The 17726-nt window shown below is 71.3% G+C and carries 17 protein-coding genes; 8 read left to right on the top strand and 9 right to left on the bottom strand.

Going from position 1 to position 17726, the window contains the following annotated elements:
* The first annotated feature begins 111 nt into the window (after positions 1 to 111).
* Entirely contained in the window at positions 112 to 1758 is a 1647-nt protein-coding gene (locus BMW88_RS04265; RefSeq protein ID WP_089949162.1) for a serine/threonine-protein kinase, read from the top strand.
* A gap of 16 nt (positions 1759 to 1774) precedes the next feature.
* On the opposite strand, the gene BMW88_RS04260 is transcribed toward BMW88_RS04265, so the two are convergent.
* Positions 1775 to 2677, bottom strand: a complete 903-nt coding sequence (locus BMW88_RS04260) for a LysR family transcriptional regulator (RefSeq protein WP_089949161.1) — start codon at positions 2675 to 2677, stop codon at positions 1775 to 1777.
* Positions 2678 to 2758: 81 nt separating this feature from the next.
* Between BMW88_RS04260 and BMW88_RS04255 the strand changes: the two genes are divergently transcribed.
* The 3 genes from BMW88_RS04255 to BMW88_RS04245 all read left to right on the top strand — a co-directional run bounded on the left by BMW88_RS04255 (position 2759) and on the right by BMW88_RS04245 (position 5760).
* Positions 2759 to 3685 (top strand): DMT family transporter, encoded by a 927-nt coding sequence (locus BMW88_RS04255; RefSeq protein WP_245777545.1) that lies wholly within the window; start codon positions 2759 to 2761, stop codon positions 3683 to 3685.
* Positions 3686 to 3807: 122 nt separating this feature from the next.
* Complete coding sequence (locus BMW88_RS04250) at positions 3808 to 4227, top strand: SsgA family sporulation/cell division regulator (RefSeq protein ID WP_089949157.1); 420 nt, start codon at positions 3808 to 3810, stop codon at positions 4225 to 4227.
* Between the two features lie 258 nt (positions 4228 to 4485).
* Positions 4486 to 5760: a serine/threonine-protein kinase gene (locus tag BMW88_RS04245; protein ID WP_281249358.1), complete on the top strand. Its 1275-nt coding sequence runs from the start codon at positions 4486 to 4488 to the stop codon at positions 5758 to 5760.
* Here BMW88_RS04245 and BMW88_RS04240 read toward each other — a convergent pair.
* From BMW88_RS04240 to BMW88_RS04230, 3 genes are read right to left on the bottom strand one after another with little or no spacing between them, the layout of a single operon-like run.
* Entirely contained in the window at positions 5744 to 6337 is a 594-nt protein-coding gene (locus tag BMW88_RS04240; RefSeq protein ID WP_245777544.1) for a hypothetical protein, read from the bottom strand. The two genes, BMW88_RS04245 and BMW88_RS04240, sit on opposite strands and share 17 nt — an antisense overlap.
* Positions 6338 to 6342: 5 nt before the next feature.
* A complete protein-coding gene (locus tag BMW88_RS04235; RefSeq protein ID WP_089949154.1) occupies positions 6343 to 6993 on the bottom strand; it encodes a response regulator in 651 nt (216 codons plus the stop codon).
* A complete protein-coding gene (locus BMW88_RS04230) occupies positions 6990 to 8252 on the bottom strand; it encodes an ATP-binding protein (RefSeq protein WP_425434610.1) in 1263 nt (420 codons plus the stop codon). The genes BMW88_RS04235 and BMW88_RS04230 overlap by 4 nt, the downstream gene beginning before the upstream one ends.
* 48 nt (positions 8253 to 8300) lie before the next feature.
* On the opposite strand from BMW88_RS04230, the gene BMW88_RS04225 reads away from it, so the two are divergent.
* Together BMW88_RS04225 and BMW88_RS04220 are read left to right on the top strand one after the other, a co-directional pair.
* Positions 8301 to 9476, top strand: coding sequence for a PspC domain-containing protein (locus tag BMW88_RS04225; RefSeq protein WP_245777543.1), 1176 nt, complete (start codon positions 8301 to 8303; stop codon positions 9474 to 9476).
* Positions 9469 to 9666 carry a hypothetical protein gene (locus BMW88_RS04220; protein WP_342714898.1) on the top strand — a complete coding sequence of 66 codons (198 nt, stop codon included), beginning with the start codon at positions 9469 to 9471 and terminating at the stop codon, positions 9664 to 9666. Before BMW88_RS04225 ends, BMW88_RS04220 begins: the two co-directional genes overlap by 8 nt.
* Positions 9667 to 9712: 46 nt before the next feature.
* On the opposite strand, the gene guaA is transcribed toward BMW88_RS04220, so the two are convergent.
* The gene (gene guaA / locus BMW88_RS04215) at positions 9713 to 11272 is read right to left on the bottom strand and encodes a glutamine-hydrolyzing GMP synthase (protein WP_089949147.1); all 1560 of its coding nucleotides are present in this window, start codon (positions 11270 to 11272) and stop codon (positions 9713 to 9715) included.
* Between the two features lie 19 nt (positions 11273 to 11291).
* Here guaA and BMW88_RS04210 point away from each other — a divergent pair, with 19 nt between their 5' ends.
* Positions 11292 to 11960, top strand: coding sequence for an aminoglycoside phosphotransferase family protein (locus BMW88_RS04210; RefSeq protein WP_218147982.1), 669 nt, complete (start codon positions 11292 to 11294; stop codon positions 11958 to 11960).
* 9 nt (positions 11961 to 11969) lie between these two features.
* On the top strand, positions 11970 to 13415 hold the full coding sequence (locus BMW88_RS04205) for an aldehyde dehydrogenase family protein (protein WP_089949143.1): 1446 nt from the start codon (positions 11970 to 11972) through the stop codon (positions 13413 to 13415).
* Positions 13416 to 13492: 77 nt separating this feature from the next.
* Here the strand turns inward: BMW88_RS04205 and BMW88_RS04200 are convergent, their stop codons facing one another.
* The 4 genes from BMW88_RS04200 to BMW88_RS04185 all read right to left on the bottom strand — a co-directional run bounded on the left by BMW88_RS04200 (position 13493) and on the right by BMW88_RS04185 (position 17712).
* Positions 13493 to 14764: an FAD-dependent monooxygenase gene (locus BMW88_RS04200; RefSeq protein WP_245777542.1), complete on the bottom strand. Its 1272-nt coding sequence runs from the start codon at positions 14762 to 14764 to the stop codon at positions 13493 to 13495.
* A complete protein-coding gene (locus BMW88_RS04195) occupies positions 14761 to 15720 on the bottom strand; it encodes an MBL fold metallo-hydrolase (protein ID WP_089949142.1) in 960 nt (319 codons plus the stop codon). The genes BMW88_RS04200 and BMW88_RS04195 overlap by 4 nt, the downstream gene beginning before the upstream one ends.
* A 28-nt stretch (positions 15721 to 15748) precedes the next feature.
* Entirely contained in the window at positions 15749 to 17425 is a 1677-nt protein-coding gene (locus BMW88_RS04190; RefSeq protein WP_089949140.1) for an FAD-dependent oxidoreductase, read from the bottom strand.
* Positions 17426 to 17520: 95 nt separating this feature from the next.
* Positions 17521 to 17712 (bottom strand): hypothetical protein, encoded by a 192-nt coding sequence (locus tag BMW88_RS04185; protein ID WP_143115960.1) that lies wholly within the window; start codon positions 17710 to 17712, stop codon positions 17521 to 17523.
* Positions 17713 to 17726 lie beyond the last annotated feature (14 nt).

The following is a 17726-nucleotide window of genomic DNA, read 5'->3' as shown; positions in this document are numbered from 1 at the left end:
TCTGTCGTGGATATCTCGTAAGGTGGGTACCCGCACCGTTGGGTGATCTGAGCCCGAAGGTGTGACGAGCCGTTGAACAGAGAGCAAGTGACCGCACAGCGGGGAGCAACTGTGACCGACGATGGCCGATTGGTCGCTGGTCGCTACCGATTGAGCCAGCGGATCGGTAGCGGCGCCATGGGCGTCGTCTGGACAGCGCACGACGAACGTCTGCATCGCACCGTCGCGGTCAAGCAGCTGCTCCTGCAGCCCGGACTCGCCGAGGCCGACACGGACGAGGCGAAGAGACGGGCCATGCGCGAGGGCCGCATCGCGGCACGCCTGCAGCACCCGCACGCGGTCGCTGTCTACGACGTGGCCGAGGACGACGGCCAGCCGTGGCTCGTGATGGAGTACCTGCCGTCCAAGAGCCTCTCGGGGGTGCTGTCCGAACGCGGCACGCTGCCCCCGCGCGACGTGGCGTCGATCGGCATGCAGGTCGCCTCCGCGCTGGCCGCCGCGCACAACGCGGGCATCGTGCACCGCGACATCAAGCCCGGCAACGTGCTGCTCGGCGACGACGGCACGGTCAAGATCACCGACTTCGGCATCTCCCGCGCGACCGGTGACGTCACGGTCACCGCGACGGGGATGCTCGCCGGCACTCCCGCCTACCTCGCGCCCGAGGTGGCCAAGGGCTACGACCCCGGTTCGCCGTCCGACGTCTTCTCGCTGGGCTCCACGCTCTACGCGGCGATCGAGGGCGAGCCCCCGTTCGGCCTGAGCGAGAACACCATCGCGCTGCTGCACAAGGTCGCCTCCGGCAAGGTCAACCCGCCGCGCAACGCCGGCCCGCTGACCGCGCTGCTGATGCGCCTGCTGCGCGCGGAGCCCGAGGACCGCCCGACCATGGCCGAGGCCCGCGACGCGCTCGCGGCGGTCGCCAACGGCCAGGCCGCCCCGGCCTTCACCCCGGCGGTGGTGGCGCCGTCGCACCCGCCGTCGTGGCGTGGCGCCCCGGTGCAGTCCCAGCCGAAGCAGGCCGCCACGAGAGCCCTGCCGCCCACGCCGCCGCCTTCGGCGACGCGCGTGGACATGGCGCACACCCCACCGCGCGCCGTGCCGCCACAGCAGCACCAGCAGCACCAGCAGCACCAGCCGCCGTCGAACCACCGCCCGGCCGCCGCGCCCCAGTACTCCCAGCGCCCGAAGCCGGCGCCGCTGTCGTCGTCGTCGAAGAGCAAGAAGTCGACCATCTTCACCGCGCTCGCCATCGTGGCGGCGGCCGTGATCGGCATCATGTTCGCGAGCATGATCTCCAACGGCAGCGGCCAGAGCGGTAACAACAACAACGCGGGCACCAACACGCCGGCCCCGCAGAGCCAGGTCGGCGGGCAGACCAAGCAGTCGACGCCACCGAAGTCGGCGGGCAAAGCGGGCCAGTGGACCGAGACGCCGACCGAGGACGACAAGAAGACCCTGCTGGAGGACTACTTCCAGGCCGCGCCCGGCAAGCCGGAAGACGCGTGGGAGATGGGCAACGCGAACTTCAAGGGCCAGTACCCCGGCGGCATCGAGGGCTTCCGGACCTTCTGGGGCAACGTCAAGCAGGTCCAGATCAGCAGCGTCGAGGAGCGGCAGCCCTACTACTTCGTGGTCACGCTCGACGTCACGAAGAAGGACGGGACGAAGTCGTCGATGCAGCGGCAGGTGTCGCTCGAATGGCGTTCGCCGAACTTCCTGCTGAGCTACGACAAGCCGTTCGGCAGCGGGGCCTGACCGCCGGGCGCGCCGGTCAGGAGGCCCGCGCGGCCTTCTCCAGCGCTTCGGCGAGGCTCACCACGGCGGGGTTCCACGCGGCGTCCTCGCGGTAGACGACGTGGATGTGCCGCACCGGCTCGGGGTTGCGCACCTTCCGCAGGACCACCCCCGGATGCGCGTACCCCAGGCCGAGGCGCGGGATGAGCGCGACGCCGAGCCCGGCCGCCACGAACCCCTGCGCGGTCGCGTAGTCGTCGCTCTCCACCGCGACCTGCGGGGCGAACCCCGCACCCGCGCACGCCCTCGGGACGACGTCCTTGCACAGGCCGCTGGCGCCGCAGTCGGCGCTGACCCACGGCTCGTCGGCCAGCTCGCAGAGGTCCAGCACCCGCTTGCGGGCCAGCGCGTGGCCACGGGGCAGCACGGCGTAGAACGGGTCGGCGAGCAGGTGCCTCGCGACCACGCCCTCCGGCGTGGGCTCGGACGGCTCCAGCAGCGTGATGGCCACGTCCGCGCGGCCCGCGGCGAGCTCCTCGAACGGGTCCGTCGGCTCGGTGAGCTTCAGGTCGAGCTCGACGCCCGAGCGCTCGGCGCGGAAGGTCGCCACGGCGGGTGGCACGAGAGCCGCGCCGGCCGTGGCGAAGTAGCGGACGCGCAGGGTGCCGGCGCAACCGTTGCGCAGCGCCGTGAGGGCGCTCTCGGCTTCGGCGAGCTGCTCGGCGAGGCGCGTGGCGTGCTCGGTGAGCAGGCGACCGGCCGCGGTGGGGCGCACGCCCCTGCCCACGCGTTCCAGCAGGGGCAGGCCCGCCTGCTTCTCCAGGCTGGCGACCTGCTGCGACACGGCCGATGGCGTGTAGCCGAGGTTCGTCGCGGCGGCGGTGATGGATCCGGTGCTCACGACGGCCCTGAGCACCTGCATGCGTCGCACGTCCAGCATGCTCGAACCTTACAGCGCTGCTTAAAGGTTCTGCATAACAATTAAATTGTATTCACGGGTCGCGAGGCGCAAGGTTGACCTGTGAACCAACGCGGAACGTTGATCAGGATGGGCGTGCTGGCCTTGCTCTGGGGGTCCAGCTTCCTCTGGATGAAACTCGCGCTCGGGAGCCTCGCTCCGCTGCAGATCTCGCTCGTGCGGACGTTCTTCGGGGCCGCGGTGCTCTTCGTCGTCCTCGCCACGGCGAGGATGACGCTGCCGCGCGACCGCCGGGTCTGGGGCCACATGCTGTTCGTGGCGCTGTTCGGCAGCGCCGTCCCGTTCACCCTCTTCGCCTTCGGCGGGCAGACCGTCGACTCGGGTGTCTCCGGCGTGCTCAACTCCACGACCCCGCTGTTCGCACTGGCCATCGGTCTCGTGCTGGGCACGGAGAAGATCAGCAACCTGGTCCGGCTGCTCGGCCTCGGGCTCGGGTTCGCGGGCGTGCTGCTGATCTTCGCGCCGTGGCAGGCCGGCAACAGCATCGCGAGCTGGGGCGCGGTGCTCTGCCTCGTCGGCGCCGCGAGCTACGCCGTCGGCTACTCCTACGCCGGCCGCTACCTCGTCGGCACGGGCGCGACCTCCACGCAGCTCGCCGCCATGCAGCTCACCACCGCGATGGGGATGCTGGTCCTCGCGCTGCCGTTCGGCGGGCTGGAGCCGCCGCACCTGCACTGGGTCGGCGTCGTCGCCGTGACGGTCCTGGGCGTCTTCGGCACCGGTGTCGCGTTCATCCTCAACTACCGCGTCATCGCCGACGAGGGCGCCACCACGGCGACTACTGTCGGTTACCTGTTGCCCGTGGTGTCGGTGCTCCTCGGAGCGATCTTCCTCGGCGAGCAGCTCAACGCGAGGGTGGTCGCCGGGATGCTGGTGGTGCTCCTGGGCGTCGCGCTGACCCGCAGGAGGGCTGTCCCGGCAGGTCAGGACGTCTCACCAAACGAGACACGCGACCTGGTCAAACGCTGACGGGTGAGACGCTCGTCTCCCCCAATAGGATGGTTCCGAGACGAATCGCGTCCTTATCGCGCTGGTTGGCCGTCTTCTCTTTGTTGAGAAGACATGGAGACCAGCTCGGAAAGGACATCGACATGAACCCCGGCAACCTGAAGGTCACCACCCGGACGACTTTTCAGCTACTGGCGCCCGGCGCGGCTCCCGCACCGGTCGAGGCGGAACTCGTCTACGACCCCGACGACCCCTACGCGGTCGCCGTCGTGTTCCACACGGGCAGCGGCCGGGTCGAGTGGATGTTCGCCCGCGACCTGCTGGCCGACGGCCTGCTGACGCCCTCCGGTGAGGGCGACATCCTGGTCCGGCCCGCGTCCGACGACCCGGAGCGCGTCCTGGTCGAGCTGAACGCGCCCACCGGGTTCGCCATCCTCAGCGCGGTCGCCGAGGACGTGGCGGCGTTCCTGGATGGCTCGTACGACGTCGTGCAGCCGGGCGAGGAGGACCTGTGGATCGACTTCGACCGCGAGCTGCAGAAGCTCGTGTCGACGATCGACTAGTCCCGGCGAGGTCCGCGGTGGTCGAACGGGCGCGGGGCGAGGTGCCGGCACGCGGGGCAGCGTGGCGGATCAGCTCGTCACCGGAGACCACCTGGAACAGCGGTGTGCGCCGTCGCGGGGCAGCGACGACGACACGTCCTGACAGCCGAGCCGAGTTGTGACCCCAGTCCCCACCGGTGACCGACTCGGCGCGATCTGCACCACCCTGTGAGCGGGGAACGGCGGATGCGCGTGTACGTGATTGATTAGTCTCGTGGTGTGACGACCATCGGGAACCGCTACACGCTGCTCGAGCGCATCGGCAGCGGTGCGATGGGCGTGGTCTGGCGGGCGCGGGACGAGGTCCTGGCGCGCGAGGTCGCGGTCAAGCAGCTCGTCACCGGAGACCACCAGCGGGCGATGCGCGAGGCGCGCAACGCCGCGCGGCTGCACCACCCGCACGCGATCGCGGTGTTCGACGTCGTGGGCAGCGACGACGAAGAGCCGTGGATCGTCATGGAGTACCTGCCGTCCCTCAGCCTGTCGGCGCTCATCGCCGAACGAGGGCCGCTCAAGCCGGCCCAGGCGGCGCGCATCGGCGGGTTCGTCGCGTCGGCGCTGGCCGCGGCGCACAGCGCCGGGCTGGTCCACCGCGACATCAAGCCCGGCAACGTCCTGATCGGCCACGACGGCACGGTCAAGATCACCGACTTCGGCATCTCCAAGGCCAGCGGTGACGGCACGATGACCGACACCGGCATGATCTCGGGCACCCCCGCCTACCTCGCCCCCGAGGTGGCCCGCGGTGAGCACCCCGACGAGGCCTCCGACGTGTTCTCGCTCGGCGCCACCATCTACGCGGCCATCGAGGGCGAGTCCGTCTTCGGGCCGAGCGACAACAGCTTCGGCCTCATCTACCGGGCCGCGAGCGGGCAGTTGCGCGACCCGAAGAACGCGGGTGAGCTGACCCCGTTGCTCATGCGCCTGCTCGCCAAGGACCCGAAGGACCGGCCGAGCGCGCAGGAGGCCGCCGACCTGCTGGCCGCCGAGCCGCAGCCCTCCGGACCGCTGCAGATCCCCGAGCCGCGCAGGCTCAAGGCGCCGAACCGCCGGATCCTGGTGATCCTCGCGGCCATCGCGGTGCTCGCGATCGGCGGTGGCGCGGCCGCCGCGTACTGGAACGGCACCCAGGGCGGCACCCCGGTCAACCAGGCGGACTTCGGGCTCCAGCCCGCGGTCTACTTCTCCGCGGAGGAGGCGAACGCCTTCGTCCAGGAGCACTACCGCCTGCTGCCGGAGAACGCCGACCAGGCGTGGGAGAACCTGCGGGGGAAGGCCGCCGAGCCGCGCGGCGAGTACCTCAAGCGCTGGAGCGCCTACTCGGACGTCGAGCTCACCGGTCCCGGCACGGTCCGGTCGGACGGCGCGAACTGGGTGGTCAGCATCGGCCTGGCCACGACGAAGGGCACCGTCGTCGAGCACGGCGTCTACGACATCGAGGTCGCCTCGGTGAGCAACCAGATGAAGATCGTCAGCACTACCAGGACGAGCTGAGCAGCCAGAAGCTGCCGCCGCCCACGACCACGCCCATCGCCGTGCCCCCGAGCACCTGGGCCGTCGTGTGGTCCCCCAGCTCGACGCGCGACCACGCGACCAGCGCGGCGGGCGCCGCGAGCAGCAGCCACCACGGCCCGTAGACGGTCGTCAGCGTCGCCACGGCCGCCCACGCCACCGCGGCGTGCAGCGAGATCTTCCACTTCAGCCCGAACGTGATCGCCATGCTGACGACCAGCGACGCGAACATGCTGCCCGCCAGCGCGAGCATGGTCGCCGGAGCGTTCCCGAGGACCATGACCACCGTGCCCGCCGCCAGCGACGCACCGGCCGTGACCAGCGGAACGAGCCTGCCCTCGCGGTTCGTGACGTGGTGGCCGTCCCACCTGCCCCTGCGGGCACCGCGCACGATGACCGCCATCGGGATGACGGACGCCGTCACGGCGACCACGAGCCCCCACAGCAGCGTCCTCCAGAAACCGTCCCCGGACGCCGCGGCCACCGCGAACGGCAGCAAGACCACCCAGACCCACGGCGCCAGCACCTCGGTGGCGCCGCGGGCGACTCCCTTGACCAAATCCCTCAGACCAGCCTGCGATCAGTGGCCCAGCGGGAGAGCTCGTACCGGTTGGAGAGCTGGGTCTTCCGCAGGACGCTCGACACGTGCGTCTCCACCGTCTTCACGCTGATGAACAGCTCGGACGCGATCTCCTTGTAAGCGTAGCCACGCGCGAGCAGCCGCAGGACGTCGCGTTCCCGCGGCGTCAGCAGGTCGAGCTCCGGGTCGCTGATCGGCGCGGCCCCCGGCCGGTCCGCGAACGCGTCGAGCACGAACCCGGCTAGCCGCGGCGAGAACACCGCGTCGCCCTCGCTGACCCGCACCACGGCCCTGACCAGCTCCTGACTGGAGATGGTCTTGGTGACGTAGCCGCGGGCGCCGGCGCGGATCACGTTGATGACGTCCTCCGCCGCGTCGGAGACCGACAGGGCGAGGAACGTGACCTCGGGGATCTTCGTCCGGATCTGCCGCAGCACCTCGGCGCCGCCGCCGTCGGGCATGTGCACGTCCAGCAGCACCACGTCCGGCCGGTGGTGCGCGATCCCCGCCACCGCCTCGCCGACGCTGCCCGCCTCGCCGACCACCTCGACCTCGTCGGTGATGGTGTCGAGCTCGGCACGCACCCCCGCGCGGAACAACGCGTGGTCGTCCACCAGGAACACCCTCACGCTCACGTCCTGGCCTCCGTCTTCCTCGGCATCTCGAGCTGCACCTCGGTCCCCTCTCCCGGAGCCGTGCGCAGTCGCACCTCCCCGCCGTGCCGGTCCATCCTCCCCCGGATGCTGCCCGCGAGGCCATGCCGGTCCTCCGGCACCGCGTCCGGGTCGAAACCCTTGCCGCGGTCGCGCACGAACACCGTCACCTTGTCGGGCTCGACCTCGGCGTAGACGCTGACCTCCCCGACGCCGGCGTGCTTGGCGGCGTTGACCACCGCCTCCTTGGACGCCTGGACCAGGGCGAACATCCCGTCCTCCAGCTCGCAGTCGCCAACCACGACCTGGGAGACGGCGATGGCGAAGGCGTCCTCCACCTCGGCGCACGTCTGCGCGATGGCCACGCTGATGGTCGCCGGCTGCTCCCCCAGCTCGCCCAGGTCACGGCCGTAGAGCCAGCTCCGCAGCTCGCGCTCCTGGCTGCGGGCCAGGCGCTTCACCTCGCGCGGCGACTCGGACTGCTTCTGGATGAGGGCGAGTGTCTGCAGCACGGAGTCGTGCAGGTGGGCGGCGATCTCGGCGCGTTCCTCGGTGCGGATGCGCGCCCGGCGCTCCGCGTCGAGGTCGCGGACCAGCCGCATCCACAACGGCACGGTCAGCACCGCGACGCCGATCAACGTGGCCAGCACGGAGAGCACGACGCTCGAGAGGTTCTGCACGGAGTCGTTCACGACGAGGAACGCGGCGACCCCCGCCACGACCAGCGCCCCGCCCGCTGTCGTCCGCACTATCCCCGCCTTGCCCTGCGAGAACGCCCCGTCCCGCCAGCGGCGTCGCTGGGCCTCGTCGGCCTCGCGCCACACGACCGCGGCGCCCACGAGCGCGACGGCGACCGGGCCGGTGACCCAGCCGCTCCACGTCCCGCCGAGCAGGCCGGTGAACACCGCGACGCCGACGCCCAGAGCGGCGAGGCCGACGGCCTGCTGCCACTCCTTGCGGTCGGCCTCGGTCTCCGGTTCCACCACCGCCGACTGCGGGACGAACATCCAGAACAGCCCATAGGCGATGATCCCGGCGCCGCTGAACGCGGCGAGCACGGCGAAGACCGCGCGCACCCAGAAGACGGGTGCGCCGAGGTGGTCCGCCAGCCCGCTCGCGACGCCCGCGACCACCCGGCCGGTGCGTCGACGGCGCATCGGCTCAATGCGTGCACTCACCGTCCGATCGTCACACGTCGCCGGAGGTTGTTCATCAGGGATGACCCCGGTTCCGCGAATCAGGGCTGGTCCCTGATGTGGTCGCCGGCGCGGAAGCGCAACCTTGTCGTCGTGAGCGGGACTGAGAAGGCAATGCAGGGCGTGGCGGACACGCTCAGAGAGTTCTGGGCCCACCGCCCGGTGCGGCCCCGTGCAGGGCGCAAACTCGGCGGCGTCGCCACCGGGATCGCCCTGCGCTACCGGATCGACCCCGTGATCGCGCGGATCGCGTTCGTCGCGCTCGCGTTGTCCGGTGGTGTCGGTCTGCCGATGTACCTCGCGGGCTGGCTGCTGCTGCCGGAGGAGGGCGACGAGGTGTCGCCGCTCGAGTCGTTGATCGGCAAGGGCACCGGCTCCGCCTCCCCGGCGAAGACGGTGCTGCTGGGTTTCCTGATGTTCCCCGCGCTCGCGTTCACGTTCGGCAGCGGCGGCGGGTTCGAGATCGTGGTGACCATCGCCGCGGCGGTGGCGGGCGTCTACCTGCTGCAGAAGAACCGCGGCCACCTGCAACCGGCCGCGCTCGCCGAGCCCGCGCCCGTGCCCCCGGTGCCGGGGGCACCCGCCTGGGACCCGCTCGGGGCCGCTCCGTTCGCGTGGGACCTGCCGGAGCCGGCACCCGCGCCGCAGCCACCGGCGCCGAGGCGGCGCAGGTCGCGCGTGGGCCTGCTGACGGTGGGGGTGGCGCTGCTCGTGGCCGCCGGGTCCGTGATCGCCGGGGCGTGGGTGCCGTGGTTCACGGTGGCGCACACCGTCGGTCTGCTGCTCGCGGTGCTGGCGGCCGGTCTGCTGGCCGGCTCGTTCGCCGGCGGGGGCCGGGGCCTGGTCTGGCTGCTGATCCCGTTGTCCGTGGTGGGCTTCGGGCTGACCGCCATCGACTTCGACGGCGACCCGACCCGCCTGAGCAATGTCGAGGAGACGCCGAAGACCGTCACCGACGTCCGGGAGCGGTACGAGGCGAGCGTCGGCAGCGTGAAGCTCGACCTCCGCGAGCTGCCGGACGCCGGTGAGGTGAAGACCGCGATCGAGGTCGAGCTCGGCGAGGTGGTCGTGCACGTGCCGAAGAACGCGGACGTGACCTACCGGTGCGAGGCCTCGTCCCTCGGCGAGCTCGACTGCCTCGGCAAGCGGGCGGAGGGCAGCAGGGTGGACGTCGGTGGCAAGGACCTCGGCGAGAACGGCGAGGGTGGCCTGGAGATCGACCTCGACGTGCGGTCGAGCGTCGGAGAGGTGCGGGTGCTCCGTGACTGAGCAGGGAATGCGCAGGCGGATCGACCCCGTGGCGCTGGTCTTCGGGATCGGCGGCGGGCTGATGGCGGCCTACGTGCTGAGCGACGGCGCGTTCCGGTTCGACCTCCGGTGGGCGCTCGGGGGGACGGCGATCCTGGTGGGGGTGGTCCTGCTGAGCAACTCGCTGCGCCGCAGACAGCGCTCCGACTAGCGAGAAGGGCCCCGGTCGGCTGACCGGGGCCCTTCTCGTCGTGTCGCTACTCCCACTCGATGGTGCCCGGCGGCTTGGACGTCACGTCCAGCACCACCCGGTTGACCTCCGCCACCTCGTTGGTGATCCGGGTCGAGATCCGCTCCAGCACCTCGTACGGCAGACGGGTCCAGTCCGCGGTCATCGCGTCCTCCGACGACACCGGTCGCAGCACGACCGGGTGACCGTACGTGCGGCCGTCGCCCTGGACGCCGACGCTGCGGACGTCCGCGAGCAGCACGACCGGGCACTGCCAGATCTGCCGGTCCAGCCCGGCGAGGGTGAGCTCCTCGCGCGCGATGGCGTCGGCCTGGCGCAGCGTGTCCAGGCGGTCCTGGGTGACCTCGCCGATGATCCGAATGCCGAGGCCGGGGCCGGGGAACGGCTGGCGCTGCACGATCGTCTCCGGCAGGCCGAGCTCGGTGCCGACGCGGCGCACCTCGTCCTTGAACAGCGCGCGCAGCGGCTCGACCAGCTCGAACTGCAGGTCGTCCGGCAGGCCGCCGACGTTGTGGTGCGACTTGATGTTCGCGGTGCCCGCGCCGCCGCCGGACTCGACCACGTCCGGGTAGAGCGTGCCCTGGACCAGGAAGCGGTAGTCGCCCTCGGCCTTGAGGTCGCGCTCGGCCTGCTCGAACACGCGGATGAACTCGCGGCCGATGATCTTGCGCTTCTCCTCGGGGTCCGTGACCCCGGCGAGCGCGGTGAGGAACCGCTCGCGGGCGTCGACGGTCACCAGGTTGATGCCCGTGGCGGCCACGTAGTCGCGCTCGACCTGGGCGCGCTCGCCGGAGCGCAGCAGGCCGTGGTCGACGAAGACGCACGTGAGGCGGTCGCCGATCGCGCGCTGCACCAGCGCGGCGGCGACGGCGGAGTCGACGCCGCCGGACAGGCCGCAGATCGCCTTGCCGTCACCGATCTGCTCGCGGATGCGGGCGACCTGCTCGTCCACGATGGACGAGGTGGTCCACTGCGGACGCAGGCCCGCGACGTCGTGCAGGAACCGGCGCAGCACCTCCTGGCCGTGCGGCGAGTGGTGCACCTCCGGGTGGTACTGCACGCCGGCGAAGCGGCGCTCGGTGTCCTCGAACGCGGCGACCGGGGCGCCCTCGCTGGTCGCGGTGACCCGGAAGCCCTCCGGCGCCTTGGTGACGGCGTCGCCGTGGCTCATCCACACCGGGTGGCTCGCGGGCAGCTCCTGGTGCAGCGCGCCGCCCTCGGCCGGCACGCTCAGGTCGGTGCGGCCGTACTCGCGAGTGCCGGTCTGCTCGACCGCGCCGCCCAGTGCGCGCGCCATCGCCTGGAAGCCGTAGCAGATGCCGAAGACCGGGACGCCGGTCTCGAACAGCTTCGGGTCGACCTGCGGCGCGCCGGGCTCGTAGACGCTCGACGGGCCACCGGACAACACGATGGCCAGCGGGTTCTTGTCGAGGATCTCGCCCACCGACGCGGTGTGCGGGACCACCTCGGAGTAGACCTGGGCCTCGCGCACGCGGCGGGCGATCAGCTGCGCGTACTGGGCACCGAAGTCGACGACGAGAACAGGGCGGTTGCTGGTGTCGGACACGCCGCCAAGGATGTCATGCGTGGACGAGGAGCTGCTGACCGGTGGCGGGCTGAACCAGGTGTTCAGGGTGGGTGACGCGGTGCGCAGGCCGGCGGGTCCGTGGGCGCCGCGCGTGCACGAGCTGTTGCGGCACTTGGCTCCGCTGGGGATCGCCCCGGTGCCGCTCGGGCTCGACGAGGAGCACGAGCTGCTGAGCTACCTGCCCGGTGACGTTGGCCACGTGCCTCCTCCGGGTGACGCGGCGCTGGTCGAGTCGGCGGTGCTGCTGCGGAGGCTGCACGACGCGACAGGTCCGCTCACCGACCGGCTCGACGGGTGGCAGCACCCCGCCAGGGAACCCGTCGAGGTGGTGCTGCACGGCGACTTCGCCCCGTACAACACCGTTTACCGAGACGGCGTGCCCACCGGCGTGTTCGACTTCGACAGCGCGCATCCTGGCCCGCGCTGGTGGGACGTGAGCTGGGCGATCATCCAGTTCGTGCTGGCGCTGCCGGACGAGCGGGAACGCCGGACGCGGCTGTTCTGCGACGCGTACGGGTGCGACTACGACGACGATCATGTCCTCACCCGGTTGGCGGACATGATCCGCACGATCCGTGAGCATCCGGCGTTCGTGCTGCAACGCGCCGAACGCCACGACGACTACTACTTGGGACTCATCGAGTACGTGCAGGCCAATAGGGCTTAACGTGGGCGCATGGACGCGTTCACCCCGCAACCCAGGCCGTGCTGGGTCGCCGGCCGCCCCGAGCAGGGCGAGCAGGCGCTGGAGGTCTTCCACCCGTTCGACGGCACCGAGGTCGCCTCGGTCGCCGTGCCGGGCAGGGATCAGGTGGAACGCGCGGTGGCGGCGGCTCACGCGGTGGCGCGCGAGTTCCGGCGCACCCCCGCGCACGTGCGGGCCGCGGCGTTGCAGCACGTCGCCGAGGCGCTGGCGGACCGCGCGGAGGAGATCGCCGAGACGATCACCGCCGAGAACGGCAAACCGCTCAAGTGGGCGGAGATCGAGGTCTCGCGCGCGGTCAGCACGTTCCGGTTCGCCGCGGAGGAGGCGCGCCGGTTCACCGGCGGGCTGCAGCGGCTCGACACCGACGGCAACGGCGTGGGGCGGATGGCGATCGTCCGGCACGTCCCGCGCGGGCCGGTGCTGGCCGTGGCGCCGTTCAACTTCCCGCTGAACCTGGTGGCGCACAAGGTCGCGCCGGCGCTCGCGGTGGGCGCTCCGGTGATCGTGAAGCCCGCTTCCGCGACACCCCTCTCCGCCCTGCTGCTCGGCGAGGTCCTGGCCGAGACCGATCTGCCGGAGGGCGTGTTCTCCGTCCTCCCCGTGCGCGGCGAGGACATGGACGCGCTGGTCCGCGACGAACGCCTGCCCGTCATCTCGTTCACCGGGTCGACCAAGGTCGGCTGGTCGCTGATGGACGCCGCGCCGCGCAAGCACGTCGTGATGGAGCTGGGCAGCAACGCGGCCGCCATCGTCTGTCCCGACTGGACGGACCTCGACCACGCGGCGCAGCGCATCGCGACGTTCGGCAACTACCAGGCGGGGCAGTCGTGCATCGCCGTGCAGCGGGTGATCGTCGACCGCTCGGTGGCCGAGGAGTTCGTGCCGAAGCTCGTGGCGGCCGTGGGGGCGCTGAAGACCGGCGACCCGCACGACCCGGAGGTCGAGGTCGGCCCGCTGATCGACGAGGACAACGCCCGCCGCGTCGAGGAGTGGGTGCACATGGCCGCCGACGCCGGCGCGAAGGTGCTCCTCGGCGGGAAGCGCACCGGGACGACGGTCGAGCCGACCGTGCTCGCCGACGTGCCGTCCGACGCGAAGGTGTGGACCGAGGAGATCTTCGGGCCGGTGGTCGTCGTGTCGGTCGCGGACGGCGTGGCGGACGCGTTCGCGCAGGCCAACGACACCAAGTACGGCTTGCAGGCCGGCGTGTTCACCCGTGACGTGCAGGTGGCGTTCGAGGCCGCCGCCGAGCTGGAGGTCGGCGGCGTGATCATCGGTGACGTGCCCTCCTACCGCGCCGACCAGATGCCCTACGGCGGCGTGAAGGGGTCGGGCACCGGGCGTGAGGGCGTGCGGTCGGCGATGGAGGACTTCACCGAGGAGCGCGTGACGGTCCTGACCGGGATCCAGGTCTAGGCACCGGCGTCCCGCTGGCGCCGTTCGCGCGGCTCCGCCCGGTTCGCCGCGGGGAGGCGGGGTGGCTTCCGCGGAGATCACCAGCCGAGTGCGCGGCGCTTCACCTGATCGTCGCAACGATGTGCGGCAACGTGACCGTCCGGTCTGATCAACCAGCCGTCCCTGGTGCTGAAGCCGGGCCCGGCGGTGCGCGACCCGGCGATCAGCTCGCCGCCGTCGGTGGTCAGCGGGGAGCTCTCGTACGAGAACGGGGTGAAGAGCTTGCCGGAGTCGATGCCCTCACCGGTGTCGAGCGCGCGCTGCCGGTGCGCTCGTTCCGCCGCGGTGCCCGGCACGAGGAACCGCATGGTCTCACCGGTGATGCGGAGGTTCTCGTCGGCGGCGGCACCGCGTTCGGCGTCGTAGGAGGCGAGCAAGTGCGGCCCGGCCTCACCGCGGCGGTCGGCGGCGATCTTCCACGCCGCGTTGTCGGCGTCGCAGATGCCGGAGTTCAGGCCGCGAGCGCCGAACGGGCTCATCACGTGCGCCGCGTCGCCCGCCAGCAGGACCCTGCCGGCGCGCAGGGTGGCCGCACGGCGCTGGTGGAAGCGGTAGGTCGACTGCCAGAGGACCTCGTACGGCCTGTCCCCGACGATCGAGCGGATGTGGGCGTCGGTGAGCTGGACGTCCTCGGCCACCTGCAGGTCGATCCGCCAGACGCCCTCCGGTTGCGGGTGCAGCAACACCTGTCGCGGCCGGGCCGCCTCCTGGCCCGCGTTCCACGGCGGGTCGAAGTAGAAGCGGCGTTCGGGCGTCGCCAGGTCGAGGTCGACGCGGACGTCGGCGATGATGAACCTGTCGTCGAACGACAAGCCCTCGAACGGGATGCCCAGGAGCTGCCTGGCGGTCGAGTGCGCGCCATCCGCGGCGATGCAGTGCGTGGCCCTGATTCCGTCCTGTGTGGACACTCCCTCGTCGTCCAGGGTGAGGCCGGTGAGCGCGTGGCCGTAGCGGAGCTCGATCAGCGGCTCGGCGCGGACCCGTTCGGACAGCAAGTGCTCCACGACGGTCTGCGGGGTGTTCACGAACGGCGGAAAACCGCCTGTGCGCGGGAAGGTGAGGGTCAGCACCTCGCGGTCGCGGTGGAAGGTGCGGCCGGTGTACCAGGTGACGCCGGCGTCGGCGACGGCCTGCCCGACGCCGACCCGTTCCAGGACCTCCAGCACGTCGCGCTGCACGCAGATCGAGCGGCTGCCCGCACGGGCGCGCCGTTCCGCCTTCTCCAGCACGGTGCTCGGCACGCCGGCGCGGGCCAGCAGGAGCGCCGAGGCGAGCCCCACCGGTCCCGCGCCCACGACCAGGACCGTCACTGCAGGGCTTCCCAGACCGCGCGGTCGCGTTCGGCGGTCCAGATCTCGGGCCAGTCCTTGCCGTCGCACTCGTCCCAGTAGCGCTTCACGTCGAACGGCAGGCAGTGCTCGAAGATCGGCCAACGCCCGTAGCGGCCGACGAGCGTCCGGTGCGCCAGCTCGAAGGCCTGCTTGAGCGTGCCACCCTCGGCGTGGACGCCGCCGACCGTGCGGCGCAGCTCGTCGAGGAAGTGCCTGCTCTGGTTGATCGCCGCCTCGACCTCGATGCGGTCGCGCGCGACCTTGCCCCGGCCGCCGACGAGGACCTCGGCGCCCAGCTCCCCGATCCGGTCCAAAGTGGACGTCGCCCACTCGTCGTGGAACGCGTCACCGGTGTAGAGCGCGGCCTGCGACTCGACCAGGTCGCCCGCGAACAGGATGCGCTGCTGCGGCAGCCACGCCACGATGTCGCCCGCGGTGTGCCCGCGCCCCAGGAACTGCAGGACCAGGTCGCCGCGCTCGTCGCCGAGCGGGATCGTCATGCGGTCGGAGAACGTGAGCGTCGGCCACGTCAGCCCGGGGATCTGCCCCGGCCGCTCGAAGAGCCGCGGCATCCGGCCGAGCTCGCTCTCCCAGTCCTGCCGCCCGCGTTCGGCGATCAGCACCCGCGTCATCTCGTGCGCCACGACCTCCTGGGCCTCGAACGCGCTGGCGCCGAGCGTGCGCACGGCGTGGTAGTGGCTCAGCACGAGGTACCTGACCGGCTTCGCGGTGCGTTCGCGCAGCCGCGTGAGCCAGCGGCGCGCGGCCGCGGGGGTGGCCCGCGCCTCGAAGCAGATCAGGAAGTCCTCGGCCTCGACGGCGCCGACGTTGGGGTCACCCTCGGCGGTCAGGGCGTAGACGCCCTCGGCGAGCTCGACGAAGACCTCGTCCTTGGGGGAGAGGTCCTCGCTGGAGGCGAAGGGCTTGGTGGCCATACCTCCACCGTAGCCAAGGACGACCAGCTCAGGAGACCTTCACGATCGGCAACCGCAGCGCGGCCGGAGCCTGCTCGGGAACCGCCGGGTTCTTCGGCTTCGCCGGGTTGATCCTCCGGTACGGCGCGCCCTGCGCGGGCCGCTGGTCCTGCTCGCCCTTGTTCGGCCACAGCGAGAACGCGCGCTCGGCCTGCGCGGTGATCGTGAGCGACGGGTTCACGCCGAGGTTCGCGCTGATCGCCGCACCGTCCACAACGGACAGAGTCGGGTAGTTGAAGACCCGGTGGTAGGGGTCGATCACGCCCTCGTCCTCGTCGGCGGCGATGGCGCAGCCGCCGATGAAGTGCGCGGTCAGCGGGATGTTGAACAGCTCGCCCCACGTGCCGCCCGCCGTGCCGTCGATGTGCTTGGCCGCCAGCAGGTTGGCCTCGTGGCCCGCCGGGATGAACGCCGGGTTCGGCTCGCCGTGGCCCTGCTTGCTGGTGAGCTTGCCGCGCTTGAGGAACGTGGTGATGGAGTTGTCCAGGCTCTGCATCACCAGCAGGATCACCGTCCGCTCGCTCCACCGGTGCACGCTGAGCATCCGCAGCAGCCGCACCGGGTGCCGGACCGCCTGCTTGACGAACTGCAACCACCGCGGCGTGCTCATCGCGCCGTCCGTGGCGAGGGTCTGCAACAGCCCCATGGCGTTGCTGCCCTTGCCGTACCGGACGGGCTCGACGTGCGTGATCTCGTCCGGGTGGATGGAGCTGGTGATCGCGACGCCCCTGGTGAAGTCGTTGCGCGGGTCGACGGTGTGGCGCGCGGCCCCGATGATCGACTCGGAGTTCGTGCGGGTGAGCTCGCCGAGCTTCGCCGAGATCCGGGGCAGGGTGGTCGCCCTCGCCCGGTGCAGGAGCTGCTGCGTGCCCCAGGTGCCGGCGGCGAGCACCACCTGGTCGGCGGTGAAGGTCCTCCTTGCCCTGCCGCCGGTGGCCTTGGTCTGGACGGTCCACCGGCCGCCGCTCTCGTTCAGCCCGGTGACCGTGGTCAGCGGGAAGACCTGCGCGCCCAGCTTCTCCGCGAGGTAGAGGTAGTTCTTGACCAGCGTGTTCTTGGCCCCGACCCGGCAGCCGGACATGCAGCCGCCGCACTCGGTGCACCCGGTGCGCTCCGGCCCGACGCCCCCGAAGTAGGGGTCGGCGGCCTTCTTGCCGGGCTCGCCGAAGAACACGCCGACCGGTGTCGGGTGGTAGCTGTCCTCGACGCCCATGTCCTTCGCGACCTTCTGCATCACGATGTCGCTCGGCGTCGTCGTGGGGTTCGTGACCACGCCCAGCATCCGGCTGGCCTGGTCGTAGAAGGGGTCGAGCTCGTCCTGCCAGTCGGTGATGTGCGCCCACTGCCGGTCTTCGTAGAACGGCTTGAGCGGCCGGTACAGCGTGTTGGCGTACACGAGGCTGCCGCCGCCGACGCCCGACCCGGCGAGCACCATGACGTTGCGCAGCAGGTGGATGCGCTGGATGCCGAAGCACCCGACCTGCGGCGCCCACAGGTAGCGGCGCAGGTTCCAGCTCGTCTTGGCGAACTCGTCGTCGGCGAACCTGCGGCCCGCCTCCAGCACGGCGACGCGGTAGCCCTTCTCGGTCAGGCGGAGCGCGGCCACGCTGCCACCGAACCCGGAGCCGACGATGACGACATCGAAGTTACCGACGAGTTCACCCATGGACCGGAGAGTAGGCGTTACTTCCGGTAACGCCTAGTCCCCGATCGGTTCAGACGGGTGTGCCGAGCTGGAGAACGGGTTCCACAGGTGTCGGCTCAGAGCACCAGGGCCTCGATGACCCACACCATGAACGCCACGGCGAGCGCCGTGATCACCAATCCACCGCAGATGAACAGGATCAGCACCTTCCAGCCGATCCCGTCGTGCTCCTGCTCCTGCGGCCCGTGCTCTTCGATCTCCGGCTCCTCGACCGCGTCCGCGTCGCTGTCACCGAACAAGGCATTCAATTCCACGCTCCAAG

This window comes from Lentzea xinjiangensis, assembly GCF_900110955.1.
GTDB classification, from domain to species: Bacteria; Actinomycetota; Actinomycetes; order Mycobacteriales; family Pseudonocardiaceae; genus Lentzea; species Lentzea xinjiangensis.
This window is presented reverse-complemented; position numbering and strand designations above follow the sequence as displayed.